This window comes from Salaquimonas pukyongi (assembly GCF_001953055.1).
Lineage (GTDB): Bacteria > Pseudomonadota > Alphaproteobacteria > Rhizobiales > Rhizobiaceae > Salaquimonas > Salaquimonas pukyongi.
On record NZ_CP019044.1, the window covers coordinates 2,411,078 to 2,429,260 of the forward strand.

An 18,183-nucleotide genomic window follows, 5' to 3' on the forward strand; every position below is an offset into this window, starting at 1 on the left:
GTCATGAACCGTCTTCTCACCATAAGCTCCGCGATGCTGGCACTGGCGCTGTCCGCTTTCCCGATATCTGTCTCACCTGCACACGCCGAGGCGATGAAACTCGGTGCACTGGAATGCTTCGTTGATGCCGGCGGCAGCTACGTTGTCGGTTCGACCAAGGATGTAAGCTGCGTCCTTTATGGCGAGGACGATGAGGCACTGGAGCACTACGTTGGTGAGTTGAAAAAATACGGCGTCGACATCGGCTTTACGGAAGAAAGCCTGATGGTGTGGGATGTCTTTGTTGCAAACGGCAAGACCTATGAACCCGGCGCCCTTGCCGGAAACTATGCCGGCGCTTCGGCCAATGCCAGCGTCACCTTCGGGCTTGGCGCAAGCGTTCTCGTCGGCGGCTTGAGCGAAAACTTTGCCTTGCAGCCCGTTCAGGTCGCCAAACAGCAAGGCATCAACATCGCCATCGGCATTACCCGCATGCAACTGCAGCAGGTGGCGGTCGCACCTGAAGATTCAGAAAACGATCCCCAATCAGTTGAATAGGCCATTCAGGCAAGCAGCCGCATCGCCATGCCGATGGCCAGTGCGGCCGCAAGAACGTTCAGCAACCCGCCACCGCGCCAAAGCCAGAGACCGGCAATCAGCATGATTGCAAATGCTGCCGGATCAGCGCTTGCCAGCACAGGCATTTCCACCGACGCACGCCCCCACGAAACCGGCCGCACTTCGGCAAACAACACATGAAGTCCGAACCAGATCGCAAGATTTGCCATCACCCCGGTCACCGCTGCCGTGATCGCCGCAAGCGCTCCGGACAGGCTTAGATTGGCGCGAAGGCGTTCCATGAAGGGCGCGCCCAGAAATATCCACAGGAAACAGGGAACGAACGTCACCCAGAGGGTAACCGCGGCCCCCATTAGTCCTCCGGTCAACGGATCGAAACCGCCGGTGTCGCGAAACGCACCGACAAATCCCACGAAAATCAGCACCAGGATCAAAGGCCCCGGTGTCGTTTCCGCCAGGCCCAGACCGGCGAGCATCTCCTGTGGCATCAGCCAGTGGTAAACATCCACCGCCTGCTGACCCACATAGGCAAGCACCGCATAGGCACCGCCAAACGTCACCACCGATGCTTTCGAAAAAAACACCGCCTGATCGAAAAACGTGCCCGGCCCCAGCATCTGATAGAGCGCCAACACCGGGATGAACCAGACCAACAGCCCGGCACAAAGCACAAGTGCTGAACGCGAAAGCGAAACCGGCTGGGGCTCATCGGCTGCCCGTTCGCCCTGCCCTGAAAAGCTCCCCGGAAAACACGCGCCGACCACCGCCGCACAGAGAACCACGACGGGAAAGGGAATGTTGAACACCATCAGGGCGGTCAGGGCCGCCAGCGCCAGGCCATAATGCAGCCGGGTCTTGAGCGCGCGGCCGGCAATCCTCGCCAGTGCCTGGAATACAATGGCCAACACCGCGGCCTTCAGGCCGAACAATGCTCCTTCCACATACGGAACCTCACCGAAATAGACATAGATGGCCGAAAGCAGAGTCAGTAACAGCGCACCCGGCAGCACGAACAATCCACCGGCAATCAACCCGCCCGGTACACCGCGCAGAAGCCAGCCCGAATAGGTAGCAAGTTGCATCGCTTCAGGTCCCGGCAGCAGCATGCAGAAGTTGAGCGCATGCAGGAAACGGCGCTCATCAAGCCAGTTTTTTTCATTCACCAGCATGCGGTGCATCAGCGCGATCTGGCCCGCCGGACCGCCAAAGGAGAGAAAACCGATCTTGCCGAAGGTTCTTATCAGTTCGCCGTAACCGGTCATGCCGGTTGCTCCCTGCTTGCCGGCGAATGGTCATGGCCTTCCCCGCGAGCATCCAAAACCCAGCGGTAGAAGGCATCGTATAGTGCAAAACCGGCCTCAAGCTGCTCCTGATGGTTCTTGTACATTCGGGAAATTCCAAGCAACGCCGCCCGCAGTCCGGCACATTGGGGAGCCGGATCGCGCCGGTTGGTTTCAACACCACGAACAATCCTTGCCAGTTCCAGCAATGGCCCGGTTTCAAGCTGAAATTGCTCCAGCATGATGTCGAAGGTGCACCTTTCCGCCCTGGGGCTCGAGAATGCGCCCTCGATATCGAAGGGCGCAGCGCCAAACCGTTCGGCAACTGCCATCACCTGAGAGGCTTCCACAAACAAAAATCGTGCCTTGGGATCGATGAACCGGGAGATTAGCCACGGGCAGGCAATCCGGCCGATTTCGTGCCCGACCCCGGTTACCCAGCATGTGCCTCCGCTTTTGTGCCGGGGCGGCATGGCACCGGCAGGTATCAGCGGCTGGCCCGCATCGCGCCAGGCGAAATTGCCGCCCTCAAGGTTGCCCGCCGCAATGCCGTGACTTCTGAGCAGGGAAGCGGCCCCCTGGGAGAGTTTCAGCCCCTTTTGGCAGATAACAATCGCTTCCTTGCTGCCGAGTTCGGGAACAAGCGCCTCGATATCATCGAACGGATGGCGAAACGCTCCTGGAATGAGCCGGGGATCTGCCTCGAAGTCCTCATCGAGACATATGTCGACCAAAACCGGCATATCCGGGCGTCCGAGAAGTCCTGCAAGCTGGGAAACGGTAATCTGGTCTGGAGACGTCATGCATCCATCCTCCGGTTGAAAGGTTCAAGGATGCGAACGTTGGGCTGACGCCTCACGGGGTCGTCGCAAACCCCAAGGCGGCAAGGTGCAACAGGATCGAACCGGCCGTCAAGCCAGCGACCGGACTTTTCAGTGTAACTTGAAAAACACGCCATTTACGGGCAACTGTTCGCACACGAGCAGTAATGAATGGCTGGGCTCCTGCGTGGAAAACGGTAATCAAGACAGGCGCCGGCGCGCCTACCTGGCCTTGCGGTTGAAAAAGGCGGGCAGCAAGGCGCTGCACGACATCACTCCGCCTTTGCTTTGGCGCTGGGTTGCTGGAAAACCTGCCGCAAAACGCGGCAAGGCAGAGTTGCTGCGCGACCGCAACGATGCCCCTTTCACTGTTGGCAATAACGGGCCCCAGCGCTTTGCCTTTCTGGCCGGCCAGCCTGCAATCTGCCTGCCGGTTTCATGCATGCGCTATGCCGGCGCCCTGCGCTTTTCCGCTCGCGAACATCACTTCGTCCGATATCTTGAAGACGGGATTGATGCCCTTGCCGCTTTTTATCGCAACCACCAGCCCGGTGATGTTCTGGAAAAGCACTTTCTGCCAGCGTCCGGCAGGCCAGATACCCCGCTCAGGGGCCTGCCCTGGATCGAGTATGGCGATGGAGAGTTTGACCGCGGCGTGCCTTCGGAAAAAGGGCTTGCAGCACACCATGGCCACCAGCATCACGGCCCGGTCAGCCGCGAAAAGCTCGAAATGGAGGCCTCTCATCTGGACCGCCTGCTCGCCTCGTTTCAAAAACACGGTATGCGTAAAACCAATGACCTGCCGGCGGGGCATTTCATCATCGATGATGACGGTAACTGGGCATTCTACGTCAAGGACGGCCAGCACCGCATCGCCGTGATGGCACATCTGGGATTTTCCGAGGCCCTGGTTACCCTGAGCAGCGGTGTGCGCATTGTCCGTGAGGCCGATATTTCCCTTTTTCCCATGGTGCGCGAAGGTTTGCTGACACAGCAAGAAGCCCGAAAAATCCTGCGCGCTTACACCAGACCCTTGGAAAAACCGGACCTCTTTGCCGGCCGGTAAAGCGCCTCTTGCCTGCTTGCCAGCGGCAGCAGTTTGCCCTATAAGCCGCCTGCCCGTGCAGACACCCTTGGAGGCAGCGCGGGTTTGCTGTTTTTCGGCACCGCATATCATGCGCCGGACAGCGGCAATTTCCCGGTTCGCCGGGAAACCTCACTCTACACGCGAAAGGAACTACCATGAGCGATTCCATCGAGCTCAAGGCACAGGCGCGTGACCGGGTCGGCAAGGGGGCCGCTCGCGAACTACGCCGCAACTCAATGGTGCCTGCCGTCATCTACGGCGACAACAAGGATCCCCTGCCGATAGCCATTCCCTACAAGGAGCTGTCGATACTGGTTAATTCCGGCGGCTTTCTCAACACCGTTCTGGACGTTGAAGTCGGCGGCGACAAGCACCGTGTGCTGCCGAAAGATTATCAGCGTGAACCGGTGCGCGACTTCTTCACCCATGTGGATTTCCTGCGTGTTGGCAAGAACACCAAGGTTACGGTTGAAATTCCGGTCCACTACATCAATGAAGAAGAAAGCCCCGGCCTTCGCAAGGGCGGCGTTCTCAACGTTGTCCGCCACGCGCTGGAAGTTTCCTGCCGCGCTGACGCAATTCCCGAATATTTCGAAATCGATCTGACCGGCCTTGAAATCGAGGACGTGGTGCATGCGTCCGCGATCACCCTGCCGGACGGCGTCACCCAGACGGTTACCGACCGCGATCCGACCATGTGTTCGGTCGCAGCACCGACCGTATCGGCCGCTACTGACGAGGAAGAAGGCGAAGAAGTTGCTGCCGACGCGGTTCCGGCCGGCGACGAGGGCGAAGAAGAAGCCGAGGGCGGCGAGGAATAATCCTCGTGCGGCCCTGCCGGTACGCTGCCCCCGCAAGGAGGTTCCACCATGCGCATGCTCGTGGGATTGGGAAATCCGGGGGACAAATATGCCGGTAACCGGCACAACATCGGATTCATGGCGGCGGATGAAATACACCGCCGCCATTCCTTTTCTCCCTGGCGCAAAAAGTTCAGGGCGGAAGTGGCCGATGGCGAACTGGCCGGAAAAAAGGTCCTGCTGGTAAAGCCCCTCACGATGATGAACCTTTCAGGTGAAAGCGTCGGTGAGGCAATGCGCTTTTACAAGCTGGCGCCCGGCGACATCACTGTATTTTACGATGAACTCGATCTTGCTCCCGGCAAGGTGCGGGTGAAAACCGGCGGCGGTTCGGGCGGCCATAACGGCATCAAGTCGATCGATGCCCATTGCGGCAAGGACTATGCCAGGGTGCGGCTCGGCATTGGTCATCCCGGTGACAAGGCGCGGGTTACCGGCCATGTTCTCGGCGATTTTTCAAAGGCCGACCTCAAATGGCTCGACCCGCTGCTGGAGGCAATCGGCGAGAATGCGCACCTGCTTGTTTCAGGCGAACATTCGACCTTCATGAACCGTGTCGCACAGCCTGCCAATGGCGAAAAGGCCAGCGGCAGCAACGCAACAAAAAAGGCGGGAAGCCACATCCATCAGGCGCGGACAACCCGCCCCAGGGTGGAACTGCCCCAAAAGGGACCGATGGCAGACATGCTGAAGAAACTGTTCGGGAAAGAATAGCAAAATGGGTTTTAAATGCGGCATTGTGGGCCTGCCCAACGTAGGCAAATCCACGCTTTTCAATGCGCTCACCAAGACGGCGGCGGCACAGGCTGCCAACTATCCCTTCTGCACCATCGAGCCAAACACAGGCGAAGTGGCCGTGCCCGACAGCCGCTTGAAGCAGATTGCCGAAATCGCCGGATCGAAGGAAGTCATCCCGACCCGCATTTCCTTTGTCGACATCGCCGGCCTGGTGCGCGGCGCGTCCAAGGGAGAAGGCCTGGGCAACCAGTTCCTCGCCAACATCCGCGAGGTCGATGCCATCGTTCATGTGTTGCGCTGTTTCGAGGATGACGACATCACCCATGTAGAAGGGCGCATTGATCCGGTAGCCGATGCCGACACCATCGAAACCGAACTGATGCTTGCCGATCTGGAATCGCTGGAACGCCGCGCAGACCAGACCCGCAAAAAGGCGACCGGCAAGGACAAGGAAGCCCTGACCGTTCTGCCGATGATGGAGGCGGCGCTGAAACTGCTGCAGGATGGCAAGCCGGTACGCCTGCTGCTCGACGGCATTGCGGCTGAAGACCTCAAGATTCTAAAGGGCCTGAACCTGCTGACTTCCAAGCCGGTGCTCTATGTCTGCAACGTGGCGGAAGAAGATGCCGCAAACGGCAACGCCCAATCTGAAGCCGTTGCGCAGATGGCATTGGGACAAGGCGCGGAAACCGTTGTCATTTCAGCGGCCATCGAAGAGGAAATCGCCCAGATGCCGGAAGAAGAACAACCGGAGTTTCTGGAAATGAACGGCTTGAGCGAATCCGGCCTCGACCGGCTGATTGCTGCCGGATACCGTCTGCTCGATCTCATAACCTATTTTACCGCCGGCCCCAAGGAAACCCGTGCCTGGACCGTCAGGCGCGGCTCGAAGGCGCCACAGGCAGCGGGCGTCATCCACACCGATTTCGAAAAGGGTTTCATCCGTGCCCAGACAATCGCCTATGACGACTACATCGCGCTGGGCGGCGAACAGGGCGCCAAGGAAGCTGGCAAGGCCCGCGACGAAGGCAAGGAATACGTCGTCCAGGACGGCGACGTGATGCTGTTCAAGTTCAATACATAAAAGAGTAGCAGCGGGCACGAACGGTGATAGGATCGCCGCCATGGCGTTTGATTTCATCTTCATGCTGACGGCCAATGACAGCACCATCCCCGATGCCCGTGCGCGCCTGGAAGACGTGCTGGCAGGCGGTGCCCGGCATATCGGGTTCAAGGATGTCGGCCTGCCCTTCGAGGAGCTGAAGGCGCTTGCCGCCGATATTCGCGCTGCCGGCGGGCGGGCCTATCTGGAAGTGGTCAGCCTTGACGAGGAAAGCGAGCTACGCTCGGCCAGAGCCGCCATCGACCTGGAGGTCGACTGTCTTTTGGGCGGCACACGGGCGGCGACCGTTGCGCCCCTCCTGCGCCATCATCCGATCCGCTATTATCCTTTTCCCGGGGAGATCACCGGACACCCCAGCGTGCTTGCCGGAACGGTTGAGGAAATCGCCAAAAGCGCGCGACAATTGGCCGATCTTCAAACCGTGCACGGGCTTGACCTTCTCGCCTACCGGTTCGATGGCGACGTACCCGCACTGATGAAGGCTGTGTGTGAAGCGACTGACAAGCCGGTGATCATGGCAGGTTCCATCGACCAGGAAGACCGCATCATGGCAGCTGCCGAGGCCGGTGCAGCGGGCTTTACGGTCGGCACGGCGGCGTTTGCCGAAACCTTCCCTGCCGCTGAGAAGGGCCTCGTTTCCCAGGTCCAGGCCATTTTGGCAATGACCGGCAGGGCACGGCAGCATTCCTCCGCTCCCAAGCAGATCGCGCTGGTTGCCCATAACAACCGAAAATCCCATCTGACGGCATGGGTTGGCCGCCATGTCGATATTCTCAAACGCCACAGGATCGTCTGCACCGGCGGCACCGGCACCATGCTCGGCAAGGACAGGCCGGAACTTTCCATCCACCGCCTTCAGCGCGGATCCCATGGCGGCGACCAGCAACTGGGCGCCCTGGTGGCGACCGGCGAACTGGATGCGGTGATCTTCTTTGCCGACCCCGACAGTTCCGGCGATTTCGATCTGCTGGCGCTTCTTCGCCTTGCAATCCAGCATGATACGCCGATGGCCTGCAGTCCCGCGGCAGCGGACATGATCGTCACCGCCACATTGTAGGCGTCATCAACGTTGCAAGATGCTTCAAGGCTGAACTGGCGGCACCCGGGCGCCGATCGCATCGGGCATCGCCCCGACAAAGAGTGCCCGCAACTGCTGCCAGCCGGAGCCGAGCAGCAATACGATCACGCCGACAGCCAGAAAGGCGAAGGCGGTGATCGAGGAAATGTCGATGCCCGTTTCCCGCATGATGACGGCAAGCGCGACGCCCAGTGAAATCAGTCCGGAAGTAACGAAAGCCCGCCGGTCGATGATGATGCCGACAAGCACCATGAGGGTGACGATGCCGATGGCCGCCATCGCTTCACTGGCGTCAGGCTTGTCAGCCCACCAAAAGCCGTCCGGACCCAGCAGCACGGCAAACGCCGAATAGAGCAGCAGGGGCGCTGCCACCAGATGCAGCCAGAAGGCAACGTCCGAGCGGCGGGTTACCCGCAGCCGGTCGGCAGCATCAAAACGCAGCGCCACCGCAAACATGGCAAGCGTCACCACAAGGCCGATTACACCAATCAGTCTTGGATGATTGCTGAACAGGGAGTTCGGTGTGGCGCCGCCGCCAACAGCTGCAAGGATGAGGAAAAACGCCAGGCTGAATCCAGCCCATATAAGCGCGGCAAGCGCAACCGGGACACGGTAGCGCCAGTAAAACAGCGAAAGCGCGGCAACCTCGGCGAGGAAAATGGCAATCCCTGTCAGATTGCCTGCATTACCGATCGCCCCTTCCATGGCCACGCCAACCGACAGCACCAGCATGACCGTCAGCGTGAAGGCCGGCAGCGCCAGGCGCTGGCGTCTGACGAACCATTCAGCCAGCAGGACAACTGCCGGGATGACTGCAATCGCACTGGCCAGCGCCCAAAGACCGCCCAGCGCTATGATAATGCCGATGGTTATCAGGATGTCGTGAAACCCGCGGATGAAGCGCGGCGCTTCGGAGGCATCGGGAAGGGTACCGTCATCGGCGTTGCTCGGCTCTGCAAGCTCAATGAAAACTCTACCTGCCGCATCAGTTGAGGCGGTTCCGGCCAACTCCTGGTGCAGGGCTTGAAGCCGCCCATGGGTCGCCTCATCAATCGCCGAGCGCTCACGCGCAATTTTCAGAAACGAAACGACATCGTTCATGTGATTTCCTCATCTGCCAGAACGGCTCTGGCCTTGGACAGGAATTGCCGCCTTGCCAGCACCAGCACAACGGACACCGTGGTGGCTATCAGCACCCATGGACCGACGAACCAGCCAAGATAGCCGAGCGCGAAGAAAATGCCGCGCAGACCGGCGGTAAAATGATGGCTGGCGATGATGTTCATTTCCGCCGCCTGCAGCGCCTGTTTGCGGCGCTCTTCCAGCGGCGTACTTTCCGGCTGCTGAACGGCGCCCATCAGAATGGAGCAATAGTTGAACAACCGGAACGCCCAGCCGAACTTGAAGAAGGAATAGACGAAGAGTACCGTCAACCCAAGCACTTTAAGTTCGAATATGCCCCGGTTCGGCGTGGCATCGAGTGGCAGGTCCTGATAGATTTCCACCACCAGATCGGCCGATCCCAGCAGCGCGAAACAGCCCCCGATGGCAAGAATGGACGTCGAGGCGAAAAAGGCCGTGCCATGCTGTAGACCGTTGAGAATTGACGTATCCACGATCCGCAATTCCCGCTCCGCCAGCACCAGCATCCATTCTCGCCGCTTGTGCGCCATCATGCCGGACAGGCTTTTGTGCTTTAAGGACGTGTGTTGAGTGAGTACTTCGAATGCCAGCCAGATGCCAAAAAAGGCAGCCAGCGCGAAGTGATCGGCAGTGGTTAGCGCAGCAAGGGCGTTGGTCACGATTAAGACGGCATCCAGACAGAACGGGTTTGTTGCAACCTGTCCGATGCCCGCGCCAAGGTCAACGTGTTACAAACCCTGTTATGCGTTCATGACCTAATCGAGATAGGCGTCAGCGCGCTTTCCCTCACGCTCATGATGGATCGGCAGCGTTTTGCCGTAAAGCTGCATGGTACGCTCGACGCTGCCTACCATGCCCGGCTCCTCCACATAGGAGAAGATCGCCACATAGCGCCGTCTGTTCCCTTTCAGCGGCGCCACCCGGTGCAGCGAGTAACGCCCCTTGAAAATCTGCAAGTCCCCCGGCTCCAGCACCAGGGTTTTGACAAGCTTTGACTGATCGTCCAGCACCCGTGCCACCTCGGAGAAATTTTCATCACCCCCGTCAGAATTCAAGCGGATATTTGGCGCATACTCGAATTCGCCACCCGCTTCGGCATTCTGCAGGGCCAGCGTTACCGTGTAGTTGTTGGTGTCGAAATGCCAGGGGAAACCATTGCCCGCATCCGCCATGTTGACGATCACATCGGCCAGGGGATCGGCATAGGGAAAAAAGCGCGCGGCTTCCTCGCCCAGGCACTGACGAATGAACGGCGCAAAATGCGGATATTCATAAATTGCCCGAAGTCCCGAGCCCGGTCCGAAATTGTCAGCCGGTATGAAGGCGTTGGAACGGTCGTAAAACCTGCGCACCGGATGGTCCTGCGGCAGGTCGGGCCGATCCTGGGTGAAATAGGCATTGGTCCGGTTTTTGGACATATGTGCATTGGGCACTGCCCGGTCGGCTTCTGCCACCAGGCCAGCCAGGGCATCAGCATGTACGAACCCCTTGAGCACGGCGCAGCCATCGACATCGAGCCTGCTGCGCATCCCGGCGATCAACTGCTTTCCGCCATCGCTTTGCGGCTGATCGATCGGGTAGCGCTCAAGGTCGATGAGCTCTTCGGCAGATTGTGTCATGGCGTTTTCTCCTGCTGGCCAGGCATGGAATTCACAAACCTTGCGCACGTCCCTTCGGTATCACCTCGTACCCTGGCTCCTCGGGTTCGTCGTCCGTCATCTCCGCCGGAAATCCGGGTGCACGGATGTCGAGCCCGGTCGCTTCTTCCAGCCTGCGGATGATGTTCGGTGAAAACTCGCGCTCCCCATAACGGGCGATGGCATCATCGAATATGCTGATCATCAGCGGGTTCATTTCCAGCGGCACCCCGGCACGGTCCGCAACGGCCTGAAACAAGCCGATATCCTTCTTGACCAGGTCCATGGTGAAATTGATGTCGCGGCTGCCATTGAGGATGACCTGGCTTTCCGTTTCATGGACAAAGGAGGTGCCGGAACTGATGGCAATCGCCTCATAGGCGGTGTTGAGGTCCATGCCGGCGGCCTTGGCAGTTACCAGCGCCTCGCAGCAGGTGATCAGATTGGCCGTTGCAAGGTAGTTGGTAATCACTTTGAGAACGGAAGCCGAACCCAGGTCTCCGGTGTGCAGGATCCGCCTGCCCATGGTTTTCAACATTGGGGCAATGCGCTCAAAAGTCGGACGGTCACATCCGGCAAAGATCGAAATGTTGCCGGTCTCCGCCCGGTGGCATCCACCCGACACAGGGCAATCAACGGCTGCACCCCCCGTTCCATGACCATTGCGCCGAGCCGCTTGACCTCGGTTTCGTCAGTGGTCGACATCTCCATCCAGATTTTGCCGCTGCCCACTTCCCCCAGCATTTGCTGCATTACCGCGTCAGAGGCGGCAGGCGATGGCAGGCAGGTGATAACCGCATCACACTCCCGCATCATCTGCGCAGGATCTTTTGCCGCCTTCGCACCACGGCCGGCAAATTCCTTCACCAGCTTCTCGTTCAGATCGTGTACGGTCAGGTCAATATTGTTCCTGAGCAAACTGCCCGCCAGCTTGGCCCCGACATTGCCAAGGCCGATAAATCCGACTTTCATATGGGTCTCCCTTTGTTACGGGAGAAAACGCAATGCTGCGCGGTCGCGCAAGCGGCAAAACGCGACACTTTCGCATTGATTGCGACGAAAGCCGAAAGCGTTGCGCCCTATGCAAGGAAAACACGCTCGTAGAACCACCATGCAGCGATCACGGCGATCGCTACCGACGCCGGAACGGCGATGTAATGGCGGTACCACTGTTTGCTTCCAAACCAGATTCCCACCGCAAGATAGCAAAGGGCAATGACCGCCAACTGGCCCAGTTCAACGCCAACATTGAAAGCAATCAGCCCGGCTATGAAATGGGAAGAGGAAAGCCCGATGTCCCCAAGGACCCCGGCAAAACCAAGCCCGTGCAGCAGGCCGAACCCGAACACGATGACGGGCCGCCACGGATTGAGACGGCTGGTAAAAATGTTCTCGACTGCCACATAGACGATGGAAGCGGCAATAAGAGGCTCCACAATGGCCGGAGAAAGCGAAACATATCCCAGGGTGGCCAGCGCCAGGGTGATGGTGTGGGCAATCGTGAAAGCGGTAACCTGCCACAAAAGCGGCTTCCAGTGGGTGGAAAGCAGGAAAAGACCGACAACAAAGAGAATGTGATCAAGCCCTTTGGGAATGATGTGATCAAAGCCGATCTTCAGATAGTTGGCGACTACCTCGCCAAGCCCCTGCTGCCCGGTGGCAGTGAGGGAGATGGCTTCACTCACCTCGCCTGGGCCAAGATAGGCCGAATATCCCTCGCCCCGCGCAGCACCCGGCGGGTTCATCCGAATCACGCTGGCGCCATAGGCTTCCGGCCATTCCCAGCGCAGGGTTTGCGCATCGCCCGGAAGGACGCCTCTGAGTGTCACGACGGACTCGCGCACCAGTCCCGTATCGCCCACCTCCGGGACAGCAATGGTGATATCATCCGGCATAACCCGCACATCATCGAAGTAGGCCCCCACATCCTTGCCAAACTGCGGGATGAAAGCATTAAAGCGTTCGGCCAGCGCATCGGGCTTCAGCAGGCGCAGCTTATTGTAGGTTTCAACCTGTGGCGCATCATCGGTGTCCTCGTGTTCAGCACCAATCCCTGAAAGAATGGCCTCAGCATTTACCTGAACTTCAATGGCATACCGGCCTTCGCCTGCCTTCTCGTCATTGGCATGAAAATCGGCAATGGCCGGAAGCACCTCATGGGCAGCTGCCGCTGACGCAAGGGCGAAGAAAACAACCGCCAGCAATTGTGCCGTCCGGAGAAAACCATTGCAGCTGTAATGCGCGATAACAGGGAATTTGAATTGCATGGTAAATTGCTTTCGCTACTCTTGCCGCAGACCGAAACCACCCCGCATTATCAGTGTAGTAAAACCGCCATGCAAACAAGATTTGTCATACTGTCCGTCCTGATCACATGGAGCACATGGGGCTTGGCGGCAAGTGCACAGGCGCACGAATATTGGCTTGAACCCGTTAAGTTCCAGATCCGGCCAGGCGGGGAAATTGCAGGTAACCTCAAGAACGGCCAGAACTTCAAGGGGACCAACTTTGCCTATATCGCAAGCCGTTTCGATCGCTTCACAATAAACACGCCCTCCGGCAGCACCCCTGTCGCCGGGCGCGATGGCGACAGGCCGGCGCTGATTGCCACCGCAGAAAAAGCCGGACTTTACAGCGTTTCCTATCAGGGAAAATTTGAGCGCATCACCTTTACCGATCCGGCCAAGATGCAGCTTTATGAGGACTATGAAGGCTTGACCGGCCTGCTGCAGCAACATGTCCAGCGCGGGCTGGCCAAGGACCGGCTGCAGGAACACTATGCGCGCTGCGCAAAGGCACTTGTCCAGGTTGGCAAAGCAGGGCCGGACGACGCTGGCGATCACTTGACCGGGCTGGTATTTGAGCTGGTAGCGGAGGAAAACCCCTACATGCTGGACGAAAAAGATACCCTGCCGGTCAGACTCTACTGGCAGGGAGAACCGGCGGGCAACATCCAGATACGCTGGTTCCGCCACCGCAACGCCACCCAGACCGGCACGGTTCGCACCGATGAATCAGGCCGTGCCCGCATCCCCCTGTCGGGCGGCGGCAAGTTCCTTCTCAACGCGGTAAAAATCTATCCGGGCGATGAGAACCCCGAGACCGACATCCCCGAATGGTACAGCTACTGGTCGTCCCTGACCTTCGGCATAAAGGGAACCGACGCGGCGCTTGACGAAGGTGACTGAGCGGCACTTCGCCCGCCGGTTGAATGAAGGTGTGCCGCTCTACCTGGCCTTCGCAGGGCAGCTGGAAAGGCCCAGAATGCTGTAGAGCGGACACGTCGACAGCAGGCCGGTCGCCAGCGCAATGATTCCGATCAGCGTCCAGTAGCGCCAGGAAGCATCGGGATAGAGGAAAAACACTGCAAGCAGAGCAACGCCTGCAAGGATGCGCAACACGCGGTCGATACCGCCAACATTGGTCTTGAACATGGCCGGGCCTCCAAAATGACCTCACTTTTTCCAGAAACAGTGAGGCGGTTATTAGGATAACTCTTATATAAGCATAGTTCGATTTAAAGAAATTGATCCTGATCAAATGCGCCGCGCATTTTGTCCCGCTGCTTGATCTGGAAGGCCACGGGTCAGTGTCCCTCATATTCGATCAGTGTGCGCACGGGAACGTTCAGCGCCTCGATCTTCTTGCGTCCACCAAGGTCCGGCAGGTCGATGACAAAACAGGCCGCCACCACATCCGCCCCCATCTTCTGCAGCAGTTTCACCGCACCTTCCGCGGTACCACCCGTCGCAATCAGGTCATCGACCAGGATGACCTTTTCCCCTTTGCTGACGGCATCCTTGTGCATCTCCATTTCATCGACCCCGTATTCAAGCGAATATGCGATGCGAACAGTCTCATGCGGCAGCTTGCCTTTCTTGCGGATCGGCACGAACCCGCAGGACAATTGATGCGCCATGGCGCCACCGAGAATAAAGCCGCGCGCCTCCACGCCCGCAACCTGCTTGACGCCACTGCCGCTGTAGGGATGGACCAATTCATCCACCGCCCGGCGGAACGCCCGCGCATTGCCCAAAAGGGTCGTGATGTCCCTGAAAAGAATGCCTTTGTGAGGATAGTCGGGAATCGTGCGGATGGCGCCTTCAAGCGTCGCACGCAGGGAAGAATCCATGATGGTCTCACCGTTTCTTGCAGTGGCCATATCAATAAGCGCATGCCAATCAATCAGTCAAAAGGAAACTCGGCAATTGGCGATTTCCCGTTGCCGGTTCGCTTCACTAGATGTGAGTTCTCACCAGGTTGTTCATTCGGTCCCATTCTGAAAAGCTGAAGTTGTAAACCATCAGTGATCAGGAGAGGGACCGAATGAACATCCACAAGAATGCCCGTTTGACGCCGAAAGGTCGAGAGATATTGATCGAGCGCCTTGAGCGCGGAGAACATCCTTGCGAGGTGTCCTGCGTGATGGGCGACCGACGAGGGGCATAAGACCGGTTGGTGCCATGGCAGAGATATGGAAAGCCTGGCAGGCTCGGCATGGTCGTCCGGCGTTGCCCTCACCGACCTGACTTCAGCAGGACTGAAAGTGCCTTGCCTTGCAAGGCTGCGCCTTGCGACCATTCCAAACGAATTGATAATCCGCACAATCGGCGAACTGGGTGGGTCAGATCGCAAACAGCTTGATATCGTACTCCGTCAGATAACCGCAACATAAAAAGAGCCCGCACAAGGGCGGGCTCTGTCTGGCAGCGCAATGCTGCAGTCTCAGAATTTCTTGCCGAGCAGCTTTTCGACCTTGGCGCGGTCGATGGCCGCACGCGGTGGCTTTCCGGCGATCAGTTCGCGGGCCTGAGCCTGCCATTCTTCGCGCACAGGACGGTTTTTCGCATTGACACTTTCTGCCAGCTTGTCGAGCTCCCCAGCACTCATTGCGGCAATCTTCGCCAGGCTCTTTACGCCTTTTGATTTCAGCCGCTTGGCGATGGTCGGACCGATGCCGTCGATAAGCTCGATATCATCGATGAAATCCACCCCGGCACGCGGTGCGGAACCGACAGCAGCGCTGGCGGTGGCAGGAACCGCCCGTGCTGAAGAGGAAGCCCCTTCACTGTAAAGCGCCGACCAGACAGCTTTCTTGGAGAGGTAGAACAAGATCGCCAGCAGCAGCAGCGCAATCATCACCTTGAAACCAAGCGATTTGCGCTCAACCAGGCTCGGCTCAGCTGCCCACATCATGAAGGCAGCCACATCCCTTGAATACTGGTCGACCGTCTCGGCGGTGCCATCGTCATAGGTCACGATGCCCTCTGACAGTGGCGGCGCCATGGCCAGCGTCGCACCAGCAATGAAATACGGATTGTAATGGGTCCCCTCCGGCACATCGACGCCTTCCGGCGCGACGTCTTCATAACCGGTCAGGAGCGAATAGATGTAGTCCGGTCCGTTTTCCGCATACAGGGTGAACACGTCAAAGATAAAGGTCGGAAAACCGCGCTCTGGCGCACGGGCCTTCGCCAGAAGGGAGAAGTCCGGCGGCGCAGCTCCGTTGTTTGCGTATGCGGCAGCTTCCTCATTGGGAAATGGCGAGGGGAACCTGTCGGCAGGTACTGCCGGGCGTTCGAACATTTCGCCTTCGGCATTCGGGCCGTCAGTCACTGTATATTCAGAGGCAAAGGCCTTTACCTGCTCTTCCGAATAACCAAGCTCCTCCAGATTACGGAACGCCACCAGCTCCAGGCCGTGGCAGGCCGAGCAAACTTCCTGATAGACTTTCAAGCCGCGCTGCAATTGGCCGAGGTCCCAGTGACCGAAAGGCCCCGCAAAGCTCCAATGCACATGCTTGGGATGCTTGATGGGATAATGCGGCGTGCCGCCGTCTTCCTCGGCTGCCTGCGCCGAACCAAGGGCGATCATCGCGCCTGCGGCCAATCCGGCCAGTGCGGTGAAAATCGATTTCAGTTTCATGTCTCCAGTCCCTCTTGGGAAATCCCGTTATCTCCGCCGGACAGACCGCCCGGCTTCTGCTTGCAGGTCAGTGTTTCGCCAAAACGGCTTCGGCAATGCTGGCCGGCATCGGCTTGGGTTTTTCAACCCGCGACAACCATGGCAACACCACCAGGAAGTGGATGAAATACCAAGCCGTGAAAATCTGCGCGGCAATGACATAGCCCCCTTCCGCAGGCCGTGAACCGAGCCAGCCAAGCACCACGCAGACCACAGCAAAGATCCAGAAAAACTGCTTGTAGAGCGGGCGGTAGGTTGCCGAACGAACCGGCGAGCGGTCAAGCCACGGCAGAAAGAACAGCACGGCAATCGAACCGAACATCGCAATCACGCCGCCAAGCTTGGAATCGATCAGCACCACATCGGTGAACGGGATCGATATGTTGAAGGTAACTGCACGCAGGATGGCGTAGAACGGCAGGAAGTACCATTCAGGAACAATATGCGCCGGCGTCTTGAGCGGATTGGCGGGGATGTAGTTGTCCGGATGGCCCAGATAATCCGGCAGGTAGAAAACGAACCATGCAAACACGATCAGGAAGACGATCATGGCGAACGCATCCTTGATCGTGGCGTACGGCGTGAACGGCACGGTCTCCTTGCGGATGTTTTTCACCTCGATGCCCGTCGGATTGCTCTGGCCGGTAACGTGAAGCGCCCAAACATGCAGCACCACGACGCCGGCAATCATGAACGGCAGCAGGTAGTGAAGCGAGAAGAAGCGGTTGAGCGTCGGGTTGTCGACTGCATAGCCGCCCAGAAGCCACTCCTGAATGGCGGTTCCAACGACAGGAATGGCCGAGAAGAAACCGGTGATCACGGTGGCGCCCCAGAAGCTCATCTGGCCCCATGGCAGCACGTAGCCCATGAAGGCTGTCGCCATCATCAGCAGGAAGATGATCACGCCCAAAATCCACAATACCTCACGCGGCTGCTTGTAGGAGCCGTAGTAAAGACCGCGGAAAATGTGAATGTAGACGGCAACGAAGAACATCGACGCACCGTTTGCGTGCAGACGGCGCATCAGCCAGCCGTAGTTCACGTCGCGCATGATCCACTCGACCGATGTAAAGGCGCCGGATACCGAAGCAACATAGTGCATCGCAAGAACGATACCGGTCAAAATCTGCACGACGAGCATCAGCGATAGAATGCCGCCAAAGGTGTACCAGGCATTGAGGTTGCGCGGTACGGGATAGGCAACGAAGCTGTCATAGACAAGCCGCGGCAGCGGCAGGCGTTCATCCAGCCATTTTCCAAAGCCAGACTTGGGCGTGTAGGTGGAATGTCCAGCACTCATGTTCTTCTCTCCCCGTCCCGTCAGCCGATCACGATGGTGGCATCGGAGGCAAATGTGTATGGCGGAATATGCAGGTTTTCAGGCGCAGGCCCTTTGCGGATACGGCCCGCCGTGTCGTAGTGCGACCCGTGACAGGGACAGAACCAGCCGCCGAAATCACCGGCAAGACCGACCGGCACACAGCCCAGATGGGTGCACGAACCGATCATCACGATCCAGTTCTCCTTGCCTTCGCCGGCCGAGCGGTTTTCATCGGTTGCCGGGGCGCCGGGATCGATATTCTGGTTTTCCGCATTGCGGTCTTTCAGGTCGGCCAGTTCCACTGCCCTGGCCGCTTCCACTTCCTCGTCGGTGCGGTTGCGGATGAAGACAGGCTTGCCGCGCCATTTGACGGTGATCGCCTGCCCGGGCTCAATCGCTGAAACGTCAACCTCGATGGAAGCAAGCGCCCTTGTGGCGGCACTCGGGTTCATCTGCGAAACAAACGGCCAGGCGGCAGCGGCGGCACCGACAGCGGCTGCGGTACCGGTTGCCAGGTAGAGAAAGTCCCTGCGGCTCTGATCGTGGTCGGTTTTGGCTGCACTCACGGCATAC

21 protein-coding genes and 2 pseudogenes are annotated in these 18,183 nt (G+C 58.6%); 9 read left to right on the forward strand and 14 right to left on the reverse strand.

Going from position 1 to position 18,183, the window contains the following annotated elements; translation table 11 throughout:
* The first annotated feature begins 3 nt into the window (after nucleotides 1-3).
* Nucleotides 4-537 carry a DUF992 domain-containing protein gene (locus tag BVL55_RS11505; protein ID WP_075997015.1) on the forward strand — a complete coding sequence of 178 codons (534 nt, stop codon included), beginning with the start codon at nucleotides 4-6 and terminating at the stop codon, nucleotides 535-537.
* A 5-nt stretch (nucleotides 538-542) separates the two neighbouring features.
* Here the strand turns inward: BVL55_RS11505 and chrA are convergent, their stop codons facing one another.
* Together chrA and BVL55_RS11515 are read right to left on the reverse strand one after the other, a co-directional pair.
* On the reverse strand, nucleotides 543-1,820 hold the full coding sequence (gene chrA, locus BVL55_RS11510) for a chromate efflux transporter (protein WP_075997016.1): 1,278 nt from the start codon (nucleotides 1,818-1,820) through the stop codon (nucleotides 543-545).
* On the reverse strand, nucleotides 1,817-2,641 hold the full coding sequence (locus BVL55_RS11515) for a chromate resistance protein ChrB domain-containing protein (protein WP_075997017.1): 825 nt from the start codon (nucleotides 2,639-2,641) through the stop codon (nucleotides 1,817-1,819). The genes chrA and BVL55_RS11515 overlap by 4 nt, the downstream gene beginning before the upstream one ends.
* Nucleotides 2,642-2,846: 205 nt before the next feature.
* Here BVL55_RS11515 and BVL55_RS11520 point away from each other — a divergent pair, with 205 nt between their 5' ends.
* The 5 genes from BVL55_RS11520 (at nucleotide 2,847) to BVL55_RS17295 (ending at nucleotide 7,524) form a co-directional block, all read left to right on the forward strand.
* The gene (locus BVL55_RS11520) at nucleotides 2,847-3,725 is read left to right on the forward strand and encodes a hypothetical protein (RefSeq protein WP_075997018.1); all 879 of its coding nucleotides are present in this window, start codon (nucleotides 2,847-2,849) and stop codon (nucleotides 3,723-3,725) included.
* A gap of 176 nt (nucleotides 3,726-3,901) precedes the next feature.
* The gene (locus BVL55_RS11525) at nucleotides 3,902-4,567 is read left to right on the forward strand and encodes a 50S ribosomal protein L25/general stress protein Ctc (protein WP_075997019.1); all 666 of its coding nucleotides are present in this window, start codon (nucleotides 3,902-3,904) and stop codon (nucleotides 4,565-4,567) included.
* 48 nt (nucleotides 4,568-4,615) lie between these two features.
* The gene (pth, locus tag BVL55_RS11530; RefSeq protein ID WP_075997020.1) at nucleotides 4,616-5,320 is read left to right on the forward strand and encodes an aminoacyl-tRNA hydrolase; all 705 of its coding nucleotides are present in this window, start codon (nucleotides 4,616-4,618) and stop codon (nucleotides 5,318-5,320) included.
* Between the two features lie 4 nt (nucleotides 5,321-5,324).
* Nucleotides 5,325-6,428, forward strand: a complete 1,104-nt coding sequence (ychF, locus tag BVL55_RS11535) for a redox-regulated ATPase YchF (protein WP_075997021.1) — start codon at nucleotides 5,325-5,327, stop codon at nucleotides 6,426-6,428.
* Between the two features lie 40 nt (nucleotides 6,429-6,468).
* The gene (locus BVL55_RS17295; protein ID WP_075997022.1) at nucleotides 6,469-7,524 is read left to right on the forward strand and encodes a methylglyoxal synthase; all 1,056 of its coding nucleotides are present in this window, start codon (nucleotides 6,469-6,471) and stop codon (nucleotides 7,522-7,524) included.
* 24 nt (nucleotides 7,525-7,548) lie between these two features.
* Here BVL55_RS17295 and BVL55_RS11545 read toward each other — a convergent pair whose 3' ends face one another.
* From BVL55_RS11545 to BVL55_RS11565, 6 genes and pseudogenes are all read right to left on the reverse strand, one after another.
* Complete coding sequence (locus tag BVL55_RS11545) at nucleotides 7,549-8,646, reverse strand: hypothetical protein (protein WP_083649506.1); 1,098 nt, start codon at nucleotides 8,644-8,646, stop codon at nucleotides 7,549-7,551.
* Nucleotides 8,643-9,347 carry a DUF599 domain-containing protein gene (locus BVL55_RS11550; RefSeq protein WP_075997023.1) on the reverse strand — a complete coding sequence of 235 codons (705 nt, stop codon included), beginning with the start codon at nucleotides 9,345-9,347 and terminating at the stop codon, nucleotides 8,643-8,645. The genes BVL55_RS11545 and BVL55_RS11550 overlap by 4 nt, the downstream gene beginning before the upstream one ends.
* Nucleotides 9,348-9,443: 96 nt before the next feature.
* Nucleotides 9,444-10,307: a HalD/BesD family halogenase gene (locus tag BVL55_RS11555; RefSeq protein ID WP_075997024.1), complete on the reverse strand. Its 864-nt coding sequence runs from the start codon at nucleotides 10,305-10,307 to the stop codon at nucleotides 9,444-9,446.
* A gap of 31 nt (nucleotides 10,308-10,338) precedes the next feature.
* A complete protein-coding gene (locus tag BVL55_RS17100; RefSeq protein WP_205410791.1) occupies nucleotides 10,339-10,863 on the reverse strand; it encodes an NAD-binding protein in 525 nt (174 codons plus the stop codon).
* A gap of 21 nt (nucleotides 10,864-10,884) precedes the next feature.
* Nucleotides 10,885-11,297: pseudogene (locus BVL55_RS17105) on the reverse strand (NAD(P)-dependent oxidoreductase); the annotation flags it as partial.
* A 107-nt stretch (nucleotides 11,298-11,404) separates the two neighbouring features.
* A complete protein-coding gene (locus tag BVL55_RS11565; protein ID WP_075998109.1) occupies nucleotides 11,405-12,529 on the reverse strand; it encodes a HupE/UreJ family protein in 1,125 nt (374 codons plus the stop codon).
* A gap of 132 nt (nucleotides 12,530-12,661) precedes the next feature.
* On the opposite strand from BVL55_RS11565, the gene BVL55_RS11570 reads away from it, so the two are divergent.
* Nucleotides 12,662-13,513: a DUF4198 domain-containing protein gene (locus BVL55_RS11570; RefSeq protein WP_162841495.1), complete on the forward strand. Its 852-nt coding sequence runs from the start codon at nucleotides 12,662-12,664 to the stop codon at nucleotides 13,511-13,513.
* A gap of 39 nt (nucleotides 13,514-13,552) precedes the next feature.
* Here BVL55_RS11570 and BVL55_RS11575 read toward each other — a convergent pair whose 3' ends face one another.
* Nucleotides 13,553-13,759: a YgaP family membrane protein gene (locus BVL55_RS11575; protein WP_075997026.1), complete on the reverse strand. Its 207-nt coding sequence runs from the start codon at nucleotides 13,757-13,759 to the stop codon at nucleotides 13,553-13,555.
* A 152-nt stretch (nucleotides 13,760-13,911) separates the two neighbouring features.
* The gene (locus tag BVL55_RS11580) at nucleotides 13,912-14,457 is read right to left on the reverse strand and encodes an adenine phosphoribosyltransferase (protein ID WP_075998110.1); all 546 of its coding nucleotides are present in this window, start codon (nucleotides 14,455-14,457) and stop codon (nucleotides 13,912-13,914) included.
* Nucleotides 14,458-14,651: 194 nt separating this feature from the next.
* On the opposite strand from BVL55_RS11580, the gene BVL55_RS17220 reads away from it, so the two are divergent.
* On the forward strand, nucleotides 14,652-14,774 hold the full coding sequence (locus BVL55_RS17220) for a hypothetical protein (RefSeq protein WP_280161324.1): 123 nt from the start codon (nucleotides 14,652-14,654) through the stop codon (nucleotides 14,772-14,774).
* Nucleotides 14,775-14,799: 25 nt separating this feature from the next.
* Nucleotides 14,800-15,000: a hypothetical protein gene (locus tag BVL55_RS11590; protein ID WP_075997028.1), complete on the forward strand. Its 201-nt coding sequence runs from the start codon at nucleotides 14,800-14,802 to the stop codon at nucleotides 14,998-15,000.
* A gap of 50 nt (nucleotides 15,001-15,050) precedes the next feature.
* On the opposite strand, the gene BVL55_RS17370 is transcribed toward BVL55_RS11590, so the two are convergent.
* The 4 genes and pseudogenes from BVL55_RS17370 to petA form a co-directional block, all read right to left on the reverse strand.
* The gene (locus tag BVL55_RS17370) at nucleotides 15,051-15,317 is read right to left on the reverse strand and encodes a helix-hairpin-helix domain-containing protein (protein ID WP_487391205.1); all 267 of its coding nucleotides are present in this window, start codon (nucleotides 15,315-15,317) and stop codon (nucleotides 15,051-15,053) included.
* 87 nt (nucleotides 15,318-15,404) lie between these two features.
* Nucleotides 15,405-16,244, reverse strand: a pseudogene (locus tag BVL55_RS11595) (cytochrome c1); the annotation flags it as partial.
* A 73-nt stretch (nucleotides 16,245-16,317) separates the two neighbouring features.
* Entirely contained in the window at nucleotides 16,318-17,589 is a 1,272-nt protein-coding gene (locus BVL55_RS11600) for a cytochrome b (protein ID WP_075997030.1), read from the reverse strand.
* A gap of 20 nt (nucleotides 17,590-17,609) precedes the next feature.
* The gene (gene petA / locus BVL55_RS11605; RefSeq protein WP_075998111.1) at nucleotides 17,610-18,176 is read right to left on the reverse strand and encodes a ubiquinol-cytochrome c reductase iron-sulfur subunit; all 567 of its coding nucleotides are present in this window, start codon (nucleotides 18,174-18,176) and stop codon (nucleotides 17,610-17,612) included.
* Between the last annotated feature and the right edge of the window lie 7 nt (nucleotides 18,177-18,183).